Annotated in this window: 21 protein-coding genes, 1 tRNA gene and 1 pseudogene; 13 read left to right on the forward strand and 10 right to left on the reverse strand. The window is 68.7% G+C overall.

Annotated features, from left to right (window positions below):
- The 3 genes and pseudogenes from yidD to rpmH form a co-directional block, all read right to left on the reverse strand.
- A partial coding sequence (gene yidD, locus ACIDOCELLA78_RS93225) for a membrane protein insertion efficiency factor YidD (protein ID WP_201729381.1) occupies window positions 1-174 on the reverse strand: 174 nt, incomplete at its 3' end.
- On the reverse strand, window positions 171-539 hold the full coding sequence (gene rnpA / locus ACIDOCELLA78_RS93230) for a ribonuclease P protein component (protein WP_201729382.1): 369 nt from the start codon (window positions 537-539) through the stop codon (window positions 171-173). The genes yidD and rnpA, both read right to left, overlap by 4 nt.
- Before the next feature lie 67 nt (window positions 540-606).
- Window positions 607-740 (reverse strand): annotated as a pseudogene (gene rpmH / locus ACIDOCELLA78_RS93235) (50S ribosomal protein L34).
- A 201-nt stretch (window positions 741-941) separates the two neighbouring features.
- On the opposite strand from rpmH, the gene ACIDOCELLA78_RS93240 reads away from it, so the two are divergent.
- From ACIDOCELLA78_RS93240 to ACIDOCELLA78_RS93255, 4 genes are read left to right on the forward strand one after another with little or no spacing between them, the layout of a single operon-like run.
- Complete coding sequence (locus tag ACIDOCELLA78_RS93240; protein WP_249676403.1) at window positions 942-1,883, forward strand: patatin-like phospholipase family protein; 942 nt, start codon at window positions 942-944, stop codon at window positions 1,881-1,883.
- Window positions 1,884-1,888: 5 nt separating this feature from the next.
- Window positions 1,889-2,482, forward strand: a complete 594-nt coding sequence (locus ACIDOCELLA78_RS93245) for a hypothetical protein (RefSeq protein WP_249676406.1) — start codon at window positions 1,889-1,891, stop codon at window positions 2,480-2,482.
- Entirely contained in the window at window positions 2,443-3,072 is a 630-nt protein-coding gene (locus tag ACIDOCELLA78_RS93250; RefSeq protein ID WP_249676409.1) for a hypothetical protein, read from the forward strand. The genes ACIDOCELLA78_RS93245 and ACIDOCELLA78_RS93250 overlap by 40 nt, the downstream gene beginning before the upstream one ends.
- Window positions 3,066-3,284, forward strand: a complete 219-nt coding sequence (locus ACIDOCELLA78_RS93255) for a sensor histidine kinase KdpD (protein WP_249676412.1) — start codon at window positions 3,066-3,068, stop codon at window positions 3,282-3,284. The genes ACIDOCELLA78_RS93250 and ACIDOCELLA78_RS93255 overlap by 7 nt, the downstream gene beginning before the upstream one ends.
- Before the next feature lie 30 nt (window positions 3,285-3,314).
- On the opposite strand, the gene fliP is transcribed toward ACIDOCELLA78_RS93255, so the two are convergent.
- Together fliP and ACIDOCELLA78_RS93265 are read right to left on the reverse strand one after the other, a co-directional pair.
- Window positions 3,315-4,076: a flagellar type III secretion system pore protein FliP gene (fliP, locus tag ACIDOCELLA78_RS93260; protein WP_201729424.1), complete on the reverse strand. Its 762-nt coding sequence runs from the start codon at window positions 4,074-4,076 to the stop codon at window positions 3,315-3,317.
- Window positions 4,076-4,360 carry a hypothetical protein gene (locus ACIDOCELLA78_RS93265; protein WP_201729384.1) on the reverse strand — a complete coding sequence of 95 codons (285 nt, stop codon included), beginning with the start codon at window positions 4,358-4,360 and terminating at the stop codon, window positions 4,076-4,078. Before ACIDOCELLA78_RS93265 ends, fliP begins: the two co-directional genes overlap by 1 nt.
- 210 nt (window positions 4,361-4,570) lie before the next feature.
- Here ACIDOCELLA78_RS93265 and ACIDOCELLA78_RS93270 point away from each other — a divergent pair, with 210 nt between their 5' ends.
- The 7 genes from ACIDOCELLA78_RS93270 to ACIDOCELLA78_RS93300 all read left to right on the forward strand — a co-directional run bounded on the left by ACIDOCELLA78_RS93270 (window position 4,571) and on the right by ACIDOCELLA78_RS93300 (window position 7,927).
- Window positions 4,571-4,711 (forward strand): flagellar basal body protein, encoded by a 141-nt coding sequence (locus tag ACIDOCELLA78_RS93270; RefSeq protein ID WP_249676417.1) that lies wholly within the window; start codon window positions 4,571-4,573, stop codon window positions 4,709-4,711.
- Window positions 4,705-4,950 carry a hypothetical protein gene (locus ACIDOCELLA78_RS93275; RefSeq protein WP_249676420.1) on the forward strand — a complete coding sequence of 82 codons (246 nt, stop codon included), beginning with the start codon at window positions 4,705-4,707 and terminating at the stop codon, window positions 4,948-4,950. The genes ACIDOCELLA78_RS93270 and ACIDOCELLA78_RS93275 overlap by 7 nt, the downstream gene beginning before the upstream one ends.
- A gap of 15 nt (window positions 4,951-4,965) precedes the next feature.
- The gene (gene flgC / locus ACIDOCELLA78_RS93280; RefSeq protein WP_201729385.1) at window positions 4,966-5,370 is read left to right on the forward strand and encodes a flagellar basal body rod protein FlgC; all 405 of its coding nucleotides are present in this window, start codon (window positions 4,966-4,968) and stop codon (window positions 5,368-5,370) included.
- Window positions 5,370-5,672, forward strand: coding sequence for a flagellar hook-basal body complex protein FliE (locus tag ACIDOCELLA78_RS93285; protein ID WP_201729386.1), 303 nt, complete (start codon window positions 5,370-5,372; stop codon window positions 5,670-5,672). Before flgC ends, ACIDOCELLA78_RS93285 begins: the two co-directional genes overlap by 1 nt.
- An 85-nt stretch (window positions 5,673-5,757) precedes the next feature.
- Complete coding sequence (locus ACIDOCELLA78_RS93290; RefSeq protein WP_249676423.1) at window positions 5,758-6,033, forward strand: flagellar biosynthetic protein FliQ; 276 nt, start codon at window positions 5,758-5,760, stop codon at window positions 6,031-6,033.
- Window positions 6,034-6,035: 2 nt separating this feature from the next.
- Window positions 6,036-6,815 carry a flagellar biosynthetic protein FliR gene (locus tag ACIDOCELLA78_RS93295; protein WP_201729387.1) on the forward strand — a complete coding sequence of 260 codons (780 nt, stop codon included), beginning with the start codon at window positions 6,036-6,038 and terminating at the stop codon, window positions 6,813-6,815.
- A gap of 44 nt (window positions 6,816-6,859) precedes the next feature.
- Window positions 6,860-7,927 (forward strand): flagellar biosynthesis protein FlhB, encoded by a 1,068-nt coding sequence (locus ACIDOCELLA78_RS93300; protein WP_201729388.1) that lies wholly within the window; start codon window positions 6,860-6,862, stop codon window positions 7,925-7,927.
- A gap of 96 nt (window positions 7,928-8,023) precedes the next feature.
- Here the strand turns inward: ACIDOCELLA78_RS93300 and ACIDOCELLA78_RS93305 are convergent, their stop codons facing one another.
- From ACIDOCELLA78_RS93305 to ACIDOCELLA78_RS93325, 5 genes are all read right to left on the reverse strand, one after another.
- Complete coding sequence (locus ACIDOCELLA78_RS93305) at window positions 8,024-8,677, reverse strand: LON peptidase substrate-binding domain-containing protein (protein ID WP_201729389.1); 654 nt, start codon at window positions 8,675-8,677, stop codon at window positions 8,024-8,026.
- Window positions 8,678-8,691: 14 nt separating this feature from the next.
- Window positions 8,692-9,627: a tetratricopeptide repeat protein gene (locus tag ACIDOCELLA78_RS93310; RefSeq protein WP_201729390.1), complete on the reverse strand. Its 936-nt coding sequence runs from the start codon at window positions 9,625-9,627 to the stop codon at window positions 8,692-8,694.
- Window positions 9,628-9,738: 111 nt separating this feature from the next.
- The gene (locus tag ACIDOCELLA78_RS93315; RefSeq protein WP_201729391.1) at window positions 9,739-10,101 is read right to left on the reverse strand and encodes a gamma-butyrobetaine hydroxylase-like domain-containing protein; all 363 of its coding nucleotides are present in this window, start codon (window positions 10,099-10,101) and stop codon (window positions 9,739-9,741) included.
- Entirely contained in the window at window positions 10,098-10,283 is a 186-nt protein-coding gene (locus ACIDOCELLA78_RS93320; RefSeq protein WP_174503899.1) for a Trm112 family protein, read from the reverse strand. Before ACIDOCELLA78_RS93320 ends, ACIDOCELLA78_RS93315 begins: the two co-directional genes overlap by 4 nt.
- Before the next feature lie 108 nt (window positions 10,284-10,391).
- A tRNA-Arg gene (locus ACIDOCELLA78_RS93325) sits at window positions 10,392-10,468 on the reverse strand.
- Window positions 10,469-10,598: 130 nt separating this feature from the next.
- Between ACIDOCELLA78_RS93325 and rpiB the strand changes: the two genes are divergently transcribed.
- Both rpiB and glyA read left to right on the forward strand, forming a co-directional pair.
- Complete coding sequence (gene rpiB / locus ACIDOCELLA78_RS93330; protein ID WP_201729392.1) at window positions 10,599-11,051, forward strand: ribose 5-phosphate isomerase B; 453 nt, start codon at window positions 10,599-10,601, stop codon at window positions 11,049-11,051.
- Window positions 11,048-12,346 (forward strand): serine hydroxymethyltransferase, encoded by a 1,299-nt coding sequence (glyA, locus tag ACIDOCELLA78_RS93335; protein WP_201729393.1) that lies wholly within the window; start codon window positions 11,048-11,050, stop codon window positions 12,344-12,346. Before rpiB ends, glyA begins: the two co-directional genes overlap by 4 nt.
- Window positions 12,347-12,348: the final 2 nt, after the last annotated feature.

Here is a 12,348-nt window from a genome sequence, read left to right on the forward strand (position 1 = left end):
CAGGATGCGCCGCGCGGCGAGGGCGGAGCCGCGCAGGGCGCCGTGAACCGCGAGGGCTTCCATCGCATAGGCGCTGCAGGAAGGATAGAAGCGGCATTGCCCGCCCAGCACCGAAGACAGGGTGAGCTGGTAGGCGCGCACGCCGCCGCGCAGCAGTTTCGTCGCCGGAGTCACGGCGCGCCGGCCGGGGCGGTGGGCGCGGGGAAGGCGGCATCGAGCACCGCGCGGAGATCGGCCCGCAGGGTGGCGAAATCGGTTTCGGCGGTGCCCTTGCGGGCGATCAGCACGATGTCGGCGCCGCTGAGCGCGCGGGCGCGCAGTTCCTCGCGCGCGAGGGCGCGCAGCCGGCGCCGGGCGCGGTTGCGGATGACCGCGTTGCCGACCTTGCGGCTGGCGGTCAGGCCGAGGCGGAGGGGAGCGCCGGGGGTGGTTTGCAGGATCTGCACGACAAAGCCGGGGCGCGCCGCCTTTCGCCCATGGCTCGCAGCGCGCAGGAAATCGGCACGCTGGGGCAGGGAGTGAAGGGGCGCGGCGCGCATGATCGTGATCAGTTCCCGGCCCGGCCGCGCAGGCAGGCGCGCGGCGCCGGGCGGACGCGAGGAAGAATCAGGCGGAAAGGCGCTTCCGACCCTTGGCGCGGCGGTTCGCCAGGACCTTGCGGCCGCCGACGGTTTCCATCCGCGAGCGAAGCCATGACGACGCTTGCGGACGAGCTTGGAGGGTTGGTAGGTGCGCTTCACGGTCTCAACTCCGATGACTGCCGGTGAGGCGGTTGCCGCAGGCAAACGCCGGTGGAATTCAGAAAACAGATAGGATGCCGCAACCGGTCCGGAGCGGCTTCCTGCTGGGTGTTGTCATAGGCATTGTGGGGGGCGGCGTCAACAAAGCCGGTGGCGCGGGGGATAAAGATCGTTCCCCGCTTGCCCAACCCCGCTCCGACCGTGCAGATTGAGGCCATGAAGACGCTGGCGCGACGCCGTTGCCGAACCGCGCTCGCCCTGCAGGGGGGCGGGTCGCACGGGGCCTATGCCTGGGGCGTGCTCGACGCGCTGCTGGCGGCGGGCGAGACGTTCGATGCCGTTTGCGGTGTCTCGTCCGGGGCGATTCTGGGCACGATGGCGGTGCAGGGGATGGTGCGCGGCGGCGCGGACGGGGCGCGGGCGGCGATGGCGCAGTTCTGGGACCGCGTGGTCGCCACCAACATGCTCGCACCGCTGACCTCGCATCTCGACCGCTGGCTGCCGGGCTTCGAGCTGGGGCGCGAATTCGGCAGCAACCTCGCGATGCAGGGGATCGCCACGGTCCTCAGCCTGTTCGGCCAGGCCTCGGTCAACCCGCTGGGGCAGAACCCGCTCCGCCCGATCATCGCCGACCTGCTCGACCGCGAGGCGCTGCGCGCGCCGGCGGCGCCGCGCCTGTTCATCGCCGCGACCGCGGTGGAATCGGGACGCGCCCGGATTTTCACCAATGACGACGTCACCGTTGACGCGCTGCTGGCCTCGTCCTGCCTGCCGACGCTGTTCCCGCCGGTGATGATCGAGGGGGTCGCGTATTGGGACGGGGCCTATTCGGGCAACCCGCCGCTCGCGCCGCTGCTGGAGCTGGCGCCGGAGCGGCTGGTGCTGATCCGCGCGCAGAGCCGGCTGCGGGCGGGGGTGCCGAGCCAGCCGGCGGATATTCTCAACCGGGTGCAGGAGCTGGCGTTCCAGACCGCGATCGACGCCGAGTGTGCGCTGCTGCCGGCCGGTCTCGACTTCGTCGAATATCCGGCCGACCGGGCGCTGGCTGGGCTTTCGCCGGAATCGCGCGCCTATGCCGACCGCGCCTTTCTCGACCGGCTGTTCGAGGCCGGGCGCGCCGCCTTCCGGGCGGAGGCCGCCTGAGCGCGTTGCGCAAAGTCTTCGGGCGCTGGATCGGCCACAGCCTGTCGGCAAGGCTGCTCTGGCTGACGGTGATCGTCACGCTGCTGACCGAGGTGATGATCCTGCTGCCCAGTCTCGGGCGCGAGCGCAGCGCCTGGCTGATGAACCGGGTGACCGAGGCGCATCTGGCGGCGCTGACGGTTTCGGCGGCGCCGCACGGGGTTGTCGACCTGTCGACCCGCAACGAATTGCTGCGGCTTTCGGGCACCGAGGCGATCCGGCTGGCGCAGGGGGGGCGCAGCATTCTGGTGTTGCCGCCGCGCGGCACCGTTCACGCGGAAGGGGCGATCAACCTCGCGCATGAAACGCTGTTCGGCTCGGTGATCCGGGCGATCGAGGTGCAGTTCGGCCTGGCGCCGCGCGATGTGCTGGTGACCGCGCCGAGCCCGTTGCAGCATGGCGTGATCGTGCAGATCGTGGTGCATAATCCGGTTCTCGCGGCGCATCTGTGGCGCTATGTCGAGCATATCGCCGCGCTGTCGGTGGCGATCGCGCTGCTGACGGGCTTGTGGTCTATCTCGTGCTCAACCGTGTGCTGGTGCTGCCGATGCGGCGCCTGACCGAGAGCATCGCCCGCTTCCGCGAGGACCCGGAGCACGCGGCGCCGCTGGCCCTGGCCGCTGGCGCGCCGCTCAGGGATGATGAAATCGCCATCGCCGCGCGCGAGCTTGCGACGATGCAGACCGAGCTGCGCGCGGCGCTGTGGCGCAATGCGCGGCTGGCGGCGCTGGGCACGGCGGTGGCGAAGATCAGCCACGACCTGCGCAACATCCTCTCGACCGCGCTGCTCGTCGCCGACCGGCTTTCGGGCAGCGCCGATCCCGCCATCCGCAGCGGCGCGGCGACGCTGGTCGACGCGGTCGAGCGGGCGACGGAGCTTGTGACCCATACGCTCGGCTTCGCCCGCGAGGGGCCGCCGCCGCTGCTGCGGGCGGCCTGCCCGCTCGCGGAGCTGGTGGGCGAGGTGGCGGGGCAGACGCGCCTGTTGCACGAGGGGCTCGTGATCGGGATCGACGTGCCGGAGGATATCGCGCCGATGCTCGACCGCACGCAGATCCAGCGCGCGCTGCTCAACCTCATGCGCAACGCCGCCGAGGCCGGGCCGGGCGGATCGTTGTCAGCGGCAGGGTGGAGGCCGGGCAGTTGCTGATCGAGATCGGCGATGACGGGCCGGGCCTGCCGGAGCGCGCGCGGGCCAATCTGTTCCGCCCCTTTACCGGCTCTGCGCGCAGCGGCGGAACCGGGCTCGGCCTTGCCATCGCGCGCGATCTGGTCCGCGCGCATGGCGGCGAGCTGTCGCTGGTGGCGACGGGCGACCGGGGCACCCAGTTCCGCCTCGCGATCCCGCTGGAGCCGGCCTGATCGCGGCGGCTGGATTTCAGCTTCGGGACACTAGAAATGGATGGGCGGGAAGCTTCGCACCAGGCTACCGCAGACGAGCTGCCAGCCATTCACCAGGACGAAGAAGATGATCTTGAACGGCATGGAGACCGCGGTGGGCGGCAGCATCATCATGCCGAGGCTCATCAGGATCGAGGAAATCACGATATCGATGACCATGAAGGGCAGGAAGATCATGAAGCCCATCTCGAAGCCGCGGCGCAATTCGCCGACGACGAAGCCGGGGATGAGCACGCGCCACGGCACGTCCTGCATGTTCGCCGGGAGTTTCACATGTGCGAGGGAGAGGAACACGCGGATATCGGCCGGGCGGGCATTGTCGGCGAGGAAGGTGTGGAAGGGGGCGGCGGCCAGTTTCAGCCCCTCGATCGTGCCGACATCGCCCTGTGTCATCGGCAGGAGGCCGACATGCCAGGATTGCGCGAAGACCGGCGCCATCACGAAATAGGTCAGGAAGAGGGCGAGGCCGATCAGCACCGAGTTCGGCGGCGTGGTCTGCGTGCCGAGCGCCGTGCGCAGCAGGCTCAGGACGATGACGATCCGGGTGAAGGCGGTCAGCATCACCAGCAGGCTCGGCGCCAGCGACAGGATGCCGATGAGCAGGATGAGCTGCACGAGCTTCGCGGTTTCGGGCGCGCTGCCCGAGCCGAGATGGAAATCCACCGATTGCGCGCTCGCCACATGCGGGAAGACCAGCAGCGCGAGGCCGAGACCGGCCACCGACAGCGCGGCGAGGCGCAGGAGGCGCGTCATCATGGCGCGGTGCTGCCGGGTTCGGAGGGCGGGAGGAGCTGCAACTGGTCGGTTCTCGGGCCGTTCAGCACCGCGAAGCGATGCCCGCCGAGGGTGACGATCGAGAGCGTGGTGCCGCGGCCCACCCGGCAGGACAGGGTCTGGCCCGAAACGCCCCACGCCGCCGCGAGGCCGGCGAGCGCGCGGCCGGAGCGCAGCTTGCGCAGAAGGAAGGCGGCGATCGCGATCAGGAGCAGAACCGCCCCGAGCGCGATGATGACGCTGCCGATTTGTGCCATGCTCATCGCATGAAGGTCTCCGGATCCGATCGACCGGATCGCCGCCCCGCCGAATCGGGGGAGGCGCGGTCTTGGCGGTGACATGACGGTAAAAAGGTTAATTAAATATTGATTTCATGATCTTTGCGTCCAGGAAATAAAAAAATCGCCGGCGTTGTTCCTTGACTGTTCGTTAACCTTTGGGTGGCATTTTCCGTTCGGGTTTCGGAGGGCAAAATGACCTTGAATCTACTCGGCCTTGCGGCCGACCGGCTGGTGTATCTGGCGCAGTCGCAGTCCGTTCTGGCGGGCAACATCGCCAATACCGACACGCCGGGCTACGTGCCGAAGGCGCCGGTTGCCTTTCGAACGTGCTGAACGGGGGCGGCAATCTGGCGATGGTCACGACCAGCGCCAATGACATTCCCTCGCCGGCCGGCCAGTCCTTCTCGACCCGGATCGCGACGGTCGCGGCGAAGTCGCCGGACGGCAACGGCGTCTCGCTCGAAAGCCAGCTTGCGGCGATCGCCGGGAACCAGATCAACCAGCAATACGCGGTGAACATCTACAAGACCTATCTCGGCATGTTCACGACGGCACTTGGCCCCAACCCGTAATCGGGGGATATCATCATGAAATTCGGTACCACGCTGGACATTTCGGCGGCGGCTCTCTCCGCGCAGAATTCCCGCCTGCAGGTGATCGCGCAGAACCTCGCGAACGCCGACAGCACAAGCTCCACCCCCGGCGGCAACCCCTATCAGCGCAAGACGATCGCGTTTCAGGACGTCTACAGCCAGGCGGCCGGGACCAATGTCGTCGAGGTCGCGGCGATCGGCCGGGACAAGACGCCGTTCCCGATGAAATACGATCCGTCCAACCCGGCGGCCAACGCACAGGGCTACGTCAAGATGCCGAACGTCAACAGCCTCGTGGAACTGATGGACATGCAGCAGGCGCAGCGGTCGTATGACGCCAATCTCTCGGTGATGAACGCGACGCGCGGCATGATGACCCGCACGCTGGGGCTGATCTGATGTCGGGCACCATCAGCGGGCTGGTCAGCCCTTCCAGCGCCCTTTCGGCCTATGGGCGCGTTGCCGGGCCGGGATCGTCGGCCGGGCCGAGCTTCGGCGATTTCGTCTCCAATGTCGTCACCAGCGCCGTCCATCAGAGCGCCTCGACCGAGACGGCGGCGAATGCGGGGCTGCTGGGCAATGGCGATCTCACCCATGTCGTCGCCTCGGTCGCGCAGGCGCAGGTGGCGCTGCAGACGACCGTCGCGATCCGCGACCGGCTGATCACGGCGTATCAGTCGATCATGAACATGCCGATCTGACCATGATCGTTCGGCCCCAGCGCGCGCGCCGGCTCCTGGTCCGCGCCGGCATGCCCGGGTGTGGCGCGGCGTTGCGGGATCGCGCATGCAGGGCATGACCGATCCGGCGGTGATCACCACGCTGCATGCGGCGCTGGTGGTCGCGGCGAAACTGTCGGCGCCGCCGCTGATCGCCTCGCTGGTTTCGGGCGTCGTGATATCGCTGTTGCAGGCGGTGACCCAGATCAACGAGGCGACCATTTCGTTCCTGCCGAAGATCGCCGCCGTGGTCGGCACGCTGATGGTCATGGGCGGGTTCCTGTTCAGCACGCTCGCTGCGTTCGCCCACCAGATCTTCAGCGCCATGATCCACGTGGGCTAGCCGTGTTCCCGCACGATCTGGCCAATCTGGTCTATGGTCCGCTGCTGGTGCTGGTCCGGATTTCGAGCCTCGTCATGGCCGTGCCGTTCACCGGCAACGGCACCGCGCCGGCGCAGCTGCGCATCGGGCTGTCGGTGGCGCTGACCGCGATCGTCGTGCCGCTGATCGGCGGGGCGATGCCTGGCGTGCCGGCATCGATCCTGGTCTTTGCGCTCGAGATCCTGCGGGAGATCGTCATCGGCCTTTCGCTCGGCTGGCTGACCGGGGCGATCCTGCTGAGCCTGCCGGTTGCCGGGCAGATCATTTCCTACCAGATCGGCCTTTCGAGCGTGCTGCTGCCCAATTCGACGATCGGGCCGAACAGCACCGTCATCGCCAATGCGATGGGATTGCTGCTGCCCGCCCTCGTCTTTGCCAGCGGGATCTTCCTGCTGCCGGTGCTGGCGATCGTCCGCTCGTTCCGCACCCTGCCGCTGCCTGCCGGACTCGGGGGGGCGAATCTGCCGGCCGCCGGCGTGCTGCTGGACCTCGCGGTGAAGGCGGTTTCGGCGGAATTCGTTGCAGCCCTGCATCTCGCGGCACCATTTCTCTTCATCGGCCTGGTCTGGCAGGCGGGGCTCGGCCTGATGTCGAAAGCGGCGCCGAACATCCAGGTCTTCTTCATCGCCGCTCCGCTGCAACTGCTTGGCGGGACGGCGCTGCTGGCCTTTCTCGCCTCGCCGATGATCTCGGTCTGGCATGATGCGACGCTGCCGCTGCTGCGGGCCTATGCCGGCTGGTAGGACCGCCGGCCGGGCCCGGTGGCGTCGGATGAGGCCGTCCGGCCATGGATGACGACAAGGAAAGTAAAACCGAAGCCGCCACGCCAACCCGGCTGGCGAAGGCGCTCGGCGATCATGGCCAGGGCGCGTCGCGCGAGGTCGCGGCCCTCGCGGGGCTGGCGGTTGCCTTTGTTTATACCAGCAGCAGGCTGCCCGCGTCCGCCGATCATCTGGTGAGGGTTCTCGCCTCGCTGTTCACGCGAGCCGCGACCATCGATGCCGGCGCGTCGCTCGGCCGGGCGACATCGCAGGTCGCGGTGGCGGCGGCGGGGGTCGTTCTACCGCTCGCCGCGGCGATGGTGCTGGCGGCGGCGATCGTCACGCTGCTGCAGACGGGGATGAAGCTCAACATGTCGGCCGTCGGGTTCAACTTCGCGCGGCTGAACCCGCTGACCGGGCTGACCCGGATGTTCGGCGCCCAGAGCCTCGGGGTTTCGGCGCAGACCATTCTCAAGCTCGTCGCGATCGGCGGCGCGCTCTATGTCGTCATGGCGGACCGGCTGCGCGGGATCGAGACGCTGCTGGTCGGCTCGGACATCGCGCTGGTCCGGGCGATTTTTGGCTCGATCGTGGCGATGCTGGGCGGGGCCCTGGCCATCCAGGCGATTGCCGGGCCGCTCGACTTCGTCATGACGCGGCGGCGGTTTTCCCAATCGACGAAGATGTCGCAGCAGGAGATCAAGGACGAGCAGAAGGAAATGGAGGGCGATCCGCGGATCAAGGCGCGGATCAAGGCGGCGCAGACCGCGCTGGCCAAGCGGAGCCTGCAGGTGGCGATGACGCGGGCGGCCGTGGTGGTGACCAACCCGACGCATTATGCCGTCGCGCTCGAATATCGGCCCGGGCAGGCGGAGGCGCCGAAGATCGTCGCCAAGGGCGTGGACGAGCAGGCCGCGCGCATCCGCGATCTCGCGCGCGATGCGCGGATTCCGATCGTGCCGAATCCGCCGTTGGCGCGCGCGCTCTTCCAGCAGGAGCTGGAATCGGAAATCCTGCCCGAGCACTACCGGACGGTTGCGGAGATCATCGCCTATATCTGGCGTCTCGCCGAGAAGCAGGCCCAGCATGTCTGAGCGGTATGGCTGGGCGGTATGTCCGGCAGGGGCGGCGGATTGTCCGGCGTGCCGGGCCGGGTGACGCGCCGGGTGACGCGCTCTGGCGGCCGGTGTTCAGCCGCGGCGGGCGTTGATCTCGAGGATCGCCAGCAGGGCTTCCGCCCGCTCGGCCTCGTTTTTCGCCTCGAGCAGCACCTGTTTTTCCGCCGGGCTGAAGGGGCAGGCCATGCAGAGCGTGACGATCAGGGCCTCGTCGGAAATTTCCTCGATCGCGTCCCAGTTCGCATCGATTCCGGTTGCCTCGAAATAGTGGCCGAGCGCCTCGACCAGCATGGCGCGGGTCACCGGCGCGGCGTCGTCCACGGGGTTGCCGGAGAGGGCCGCGACATCGTCGCGGAAAGCGGAGACATCGCCCTGCACCCGCCGGTAGCCGCGGCGCATTTCGGCCTCCTCGACGACCTCGAAGCGCATCAGCCCGGTCAGGGTGATGAGGTAGCGGCCATCCTCGGTCTCGCTGAAGGCGGTGATCCGGCCGAGGCAGCCGACGCGGTGGATGGCCGGGCCGTGCTCGGTGCGCGGCGCGTCCGGCAGGGGCTGGATCATGCCGAACAGGCGGCCGGCGGCCATCGCGTCGTCCACCATCGCGAGGTAGCGCGGCTCGAAGATGTTGAGCGGCAGCCGCCCGCCGGGAAACAGCACGGCGCCGGTGAGGGGAAAGACCGGAAAGACTTCCGGCACCCCTTCCAGCCGCGCGTGAGCGCCTGACATGCCGAACAGAGAACTCAACTGAACAACAGCGCGGAGAGCTTGCGCCGGGCGGCCATCGTGTCGGCGTCGTCAACGCCCCAGGCGTCGAAGAACTTGAGGAGCTGGAGCCGGGCGGCGTCGTCGTTCCAGCCACGCTGGCGGCGCATGATGTCGAGCAAAGCGTCGGCGGCCTCGGTGCGGTTGCCGGTCGCGTTCAGCGCGACCGCCAAAGCGAGGCGGGAGTCGTGATCGTTTTCGTTCGCCGCGAGCTTCTGTTGCAGCTCGGCGAGCTGGCGGGCGGCGGCGCGGCCCTCGCGCGCCACAGAGAGCGCCGTTTTCGCCGCGGTGATTTCGGCGTGATCGGCGAGGGCGGGCGGGATTTCGGCGAGGATGGCGGCCGCGCGGTCGTCCGCGCCGAGGGCGATCAGGGCGCGGACCAGGCCGGCCCAGGCCTCGGGGCGGTTTTCATCCTCATCGAGCGCGGCGCCGAAGAGCGATGCGGCTTCCTCCGCCCGGTTGCCCTCCATCGCCGCGCGGGCCTGGGCGATCAGGTCCGCCGAGGGGGCGGACGAGCCGGCGGCCTTGAGCAGGGCGTCGACGAAGCGGCGCACGTCGCTTTCCGGCAGCGCGCCCTGGAACAGGTCGGCGATCTGTCCCTGCCAGAAGGCGGCGACGGTGGGGACGGATTGCAGCGGCAGGCCGAGGCTGGCGAGCTGCTGGACGAGGGCGCGGTTCTGGTCGATGTCGATCTTGACCAGGCGGATGCGCCCGCCGTAGGCCCGCACCACCTTTTCGAGCGTCGGCGTCAAGGTCTTGCAGGGGCCGCACCAGGTCGCCCAGAAATCGACCAGCACCGGCACCTTGCGCGATGCCTCGACGACATCGGCCATGAAGGTGGCCTGGCTGCCTTCGATGATCTGGGCGTCGGCGCCGGCCGGGCGCCGCGCATCGGGGTCTGTCAGATGATCCATGGTCATGATCCGTTTCTATGCCTCACTAGATGATAGACAACGGCGCCGGTGCAAGCCAGTCGCACGCATGGGTGCGTGAAATGGGGCGCGGAACCGGGTGCGGGAGGGATTTTATGGGGTGTCGCGCCGCAGTCCGGCGGCGTCGAGCGCCTGGAGATAGGCGGCCCAGCGCTGGGCGTGCTCGCGGCCCAGCCGGTGCAGGTAGTCCCATGAATAGATGCCGGTGGAATGGCCGTCGTCGAAGGTGATCCGCACGGCGTAGTGGCCGTTGGGTTCCAGCCGGGTGATGCCGACGCCCCGCTTGCCGGCGACGAGCTGGCGCTCGGCGGGGCTGTGGCCCTGAACCTCGGCGCTCGGGCTCTCGACGCGGAGATATTCGGCATCGAGCGCGAAATGCGCGCCGTCGGCGAAGCTGATCTCCAGCACCCGCTCGGCGCGGCGCAGGCGCAGCTCGGTGGGTTCGGGCGCGGTCACGGCTCGATCTGGCGGGCTTCGTCGACCAGCATGATGGGAATGCCGTCGCGCACGGGGAAGGCGAGGCCCGCGGTGGGGCTGATCAGCTCGGCGGCCTCGCGGTCGTAGATCAGCTTGCCCTTGGTCAGCGGGCAGACCAGGACTTCGAGAAGGCGAGGGTCGATCGGCGCGGTATCGGCCATGAAGGACATCCCCTGAAATGAACCCGATGCGGCGGAGCTGGCGCGGCGGCCGGGATTGGCAAGGTCCGGTGGGCGAGGTCGGGCGGCGTGCGCCAGCATCGCGACATATGGCGGACCCGAAGAGACTCGAACTCCTAACCCCCAGATTCGTAGTCTGGTGCTCTATCCAGTTGAGCTACGGGTCCGCCGTGGGAGGCGCATTAGCGGATCGGCGGCGATCCCGCAACCCCATGGGACGGTTGTGTGCGCCGCATGACATGGCGGAGGGGCGCAAATCCGGTTTCGCGGCGGGGCGGGGCGTGCTAAGCCGCCGCAATGAGCGAGACAAGGACACTGGTGGTCGGCGCCGATCATGCCGGGTACGAACTGAAGGACCGGCTGGCGGAGGCCGCGCGCAAGGCGGGGTGGGACGTGGTCGATTGCGGCACCAATTCGCCGGCGAGCGTCGATTATCCCGACATCGCCCATGCGGTGAGCGCGCGCATCGAGGCCGGGGCGGCGCGGTTCGGGCTGCTGGTCTGCGGGTCGGGCATCGGGATGGCGATCGCGGCGAACCGGCATGAAGGCGTGCGCTGCGCCCAGGCCCATACGGCGACGGAGGCGCGGCTTTCGCGCCAGCACAACGACGCCAACATATTAGCGCTGGGTGCGCGGCTGACCGGCGAGGTGGTCGCGCTCGAAGCCCTCGACGCGTTTCTGACCACCGAGTTCGAAGGCGGCCGGCATCAGGGCAGGGTCGCCAAACTCAATCCGGAGCCAAAAGCATGAACGAGCAGAGCCCGATTGCGAACATCGCGCGCTTCTTCACCTCCTCGCTGGCCGAGACCGATCCCAATCTCGCCGCCGCGATCGGCCGCGAACTCGCCCGCCAGCAGGACGGCATCGAGCTGATCGCCTCGGAAAACATCGTCTCGCGCGCGGTGCTCGAGGCGCAGGGATCGGTGCTGACCAACAAATATGCCGAGGGCTATCCGGGCAAGCGCTATTATGGCGGCTGCGCCGCGGTTGACGTCGCCGAGGAGCTGGCGATCGCGCGGGCGCGCGAGCTGTTCGGCTGCGCCTACGCCAATGTCCAGCCGCATTCGGGCGCGCAGGCGAACCAGGCGGTGTTCCTCGCGCTGCTGAACGCGGGCGACACGATTCTGGGCATGAGCCTGGCCGCCGGCGGGCATCTGACCCATGGGGCGGCGCCGAACCTGTCGGGCAAGTGGTTCAACGCCGTGCAGTATGGCGTCAAGCGCGAGGATGGCACGCTCGATTACGAGGAGCTGGAGCAGCTTGCCCGCGCGCACCGGCCGAAGCTGATCATCGCCGGCGGCTCGGCCTATCCGCGCTTCATCGATTTCGCCCGCATCCGCAAGGTGGCGGACGAGGTCGGCGCGTATTTCCTGGTGGATATGGCGCATTTCGCCGGGCTGGTCGCGGCGGGGATTTTCCCCTCGCCGCTGCCGCACGCGCATGTGGTGACCACGACGACGCACAAGACCCTGCGCGGGCCGCGCGGCGGCATGATCCTGTCAAACGATCCCGAACTCGGCAAGAAGTTCAACTCGGCCGTCTTCCCCGGCTTGCAGGGCGGGCCGCTGATGCATGTGATCGCGGCGAAGGCGGTGGCCTTCGGCGAGGCGCTGCGCCCCGATTTCCGCGCCTATCAGAAGGCGCTGGCCGAGAACGCCCGCGTGCTGGCGGCGACGCTGATCGAAGGCGGGCTCGACATCGTGACCGGAGGCACCGACTGCCATCTCGTGCTGGTCGATCTGCGGCCGAAGAACGTGACGGGCAAGGCGGCGGAGGCCTCGCTCGAGCGCGCGCACATGACCGCGAACAAGAACGCGATCCCGTTCGACCCGGCGAAGCCGGCGGTGACCTCGGGCATTCGCCTCGGCACGCCGGCGGCGACGACCCGCGGGTTCGGGACCGAGGAGTTCCGCATGGTCGGCCGGTTCATCGTCGAGGTGCTGGACGGGCTTTCTGCCTCCAACGACGGCGCGAACGACGCGGTCGAGGCGGCGGTGGGCGCCAAGGTGCTGGACCTCTGCGCCCGGTTCCCGATCTACCGGTGAAT

Source organism: Acidocella sp. C78 (genome assembly GCF_907164655.1).

What these genes read in the sequence shown, in the direction of transcription:
- rnpA (WP_201729382.1), bottom strand. Translation starts at nt 539, where the DNA reads ATGCGCGCCGCGCCCCTTCACTCCCTGCCCCAGCGTGCCGATTTCCTG.
- fliP (WP_201729424.1), bottom strand. Translation starts at nt 4,076, where the DNA reads ATGACGCGCCTCCTGCGCCTCGCCGCGCTGTCGGTGGCCGGTCTCGGC.
- ACIDOCELLA78_RS93265 (WP_201729384.1), bottom strand. Translation starts at nt 4,360, where the DNA reads ATGAGCATGGCACAAATCGGCAGCGTCATCATCGCGCTCGGGGCGGTT.
- ACIDOCELLA78_RS93270 (WP_249676417.1), top strand. Translation starts at nt 4,571, where the DNA reads ATGACCTTGAATCTACTCGGCCTTGCGGCCGACCGGCTGGTGTATCTG.
- flgC (WP_201729385.1), top strand. Translation starts at nt 4,966, where the DNA reads ATGAAATTCGGTACCACGCTGGACATTTCGGCGGCGGCTCTCTCCGCG.
- ACIDOCELLA78_RS93285 (WP_201729386.1), top strand. Translation starts at nt 5,370, where the DNA reads ATGTCGGGCACCATCAGCGGGCTGGTCAGCCCTTCCAGCGCCCTTTCG.
- ACIDOCELLA78_RS93290 (WP_249676423.1), top strand. Translation starts at nt 5,758, where the DNA reads ATGCAGGGCATGACCGATCCGGCGGTGATCACCACGCTGCATGCGGCG.
- ACIDOCELLA78_RS93300 (WP_201729388.1), top strand. Translation starts at nt 6,860, where the DNA reads ATGGATGACGACAAGGAAAGTAAAACCGAAGCCGCCACGCCAACCCGG.
- ACIDOCELLA78_RS93305 (WP_201729389.1), bottom strand. Translation starts at nt 8,677, where the DNA reads ATGTCAGGCGCTCACGCGCGGCTGGAAGGGGTGCCGGAAGTCTTTCCG.
- ACIDOCELLA78_RS93310 (WP_201729390.1), bottom strand. Translation starts at nt 9,627, where the DNA reads ATGGATCATCTGACAGACCCCGATGCGCGGCGCCCGGCCGGCGCCGAC.
- ACIDOCELLA78_RS93320 (WP_174503899.1), bottom strand. Translation starts at nt 10,283, where the DNA reads ATGGCCGATACCGCGCCGATCGACCCTCGCCTTCTCGAAGTCCTGGTC.
- rpiB (WP_201729392.1), top strand. Translation starts at nt 10,599, where the DNA reads ATGAGCGAGACAAGGACACTGGTGGTCGGCGCCGATCATGCCGGGTAC.
- glyA (WP_201729393.1), top strand. Translation starts at nt 11,048, where the DNA reads ATGAACGAGCAGAGCCCGATTGCGAACATCGCGCGCTTCTTCACCTCC.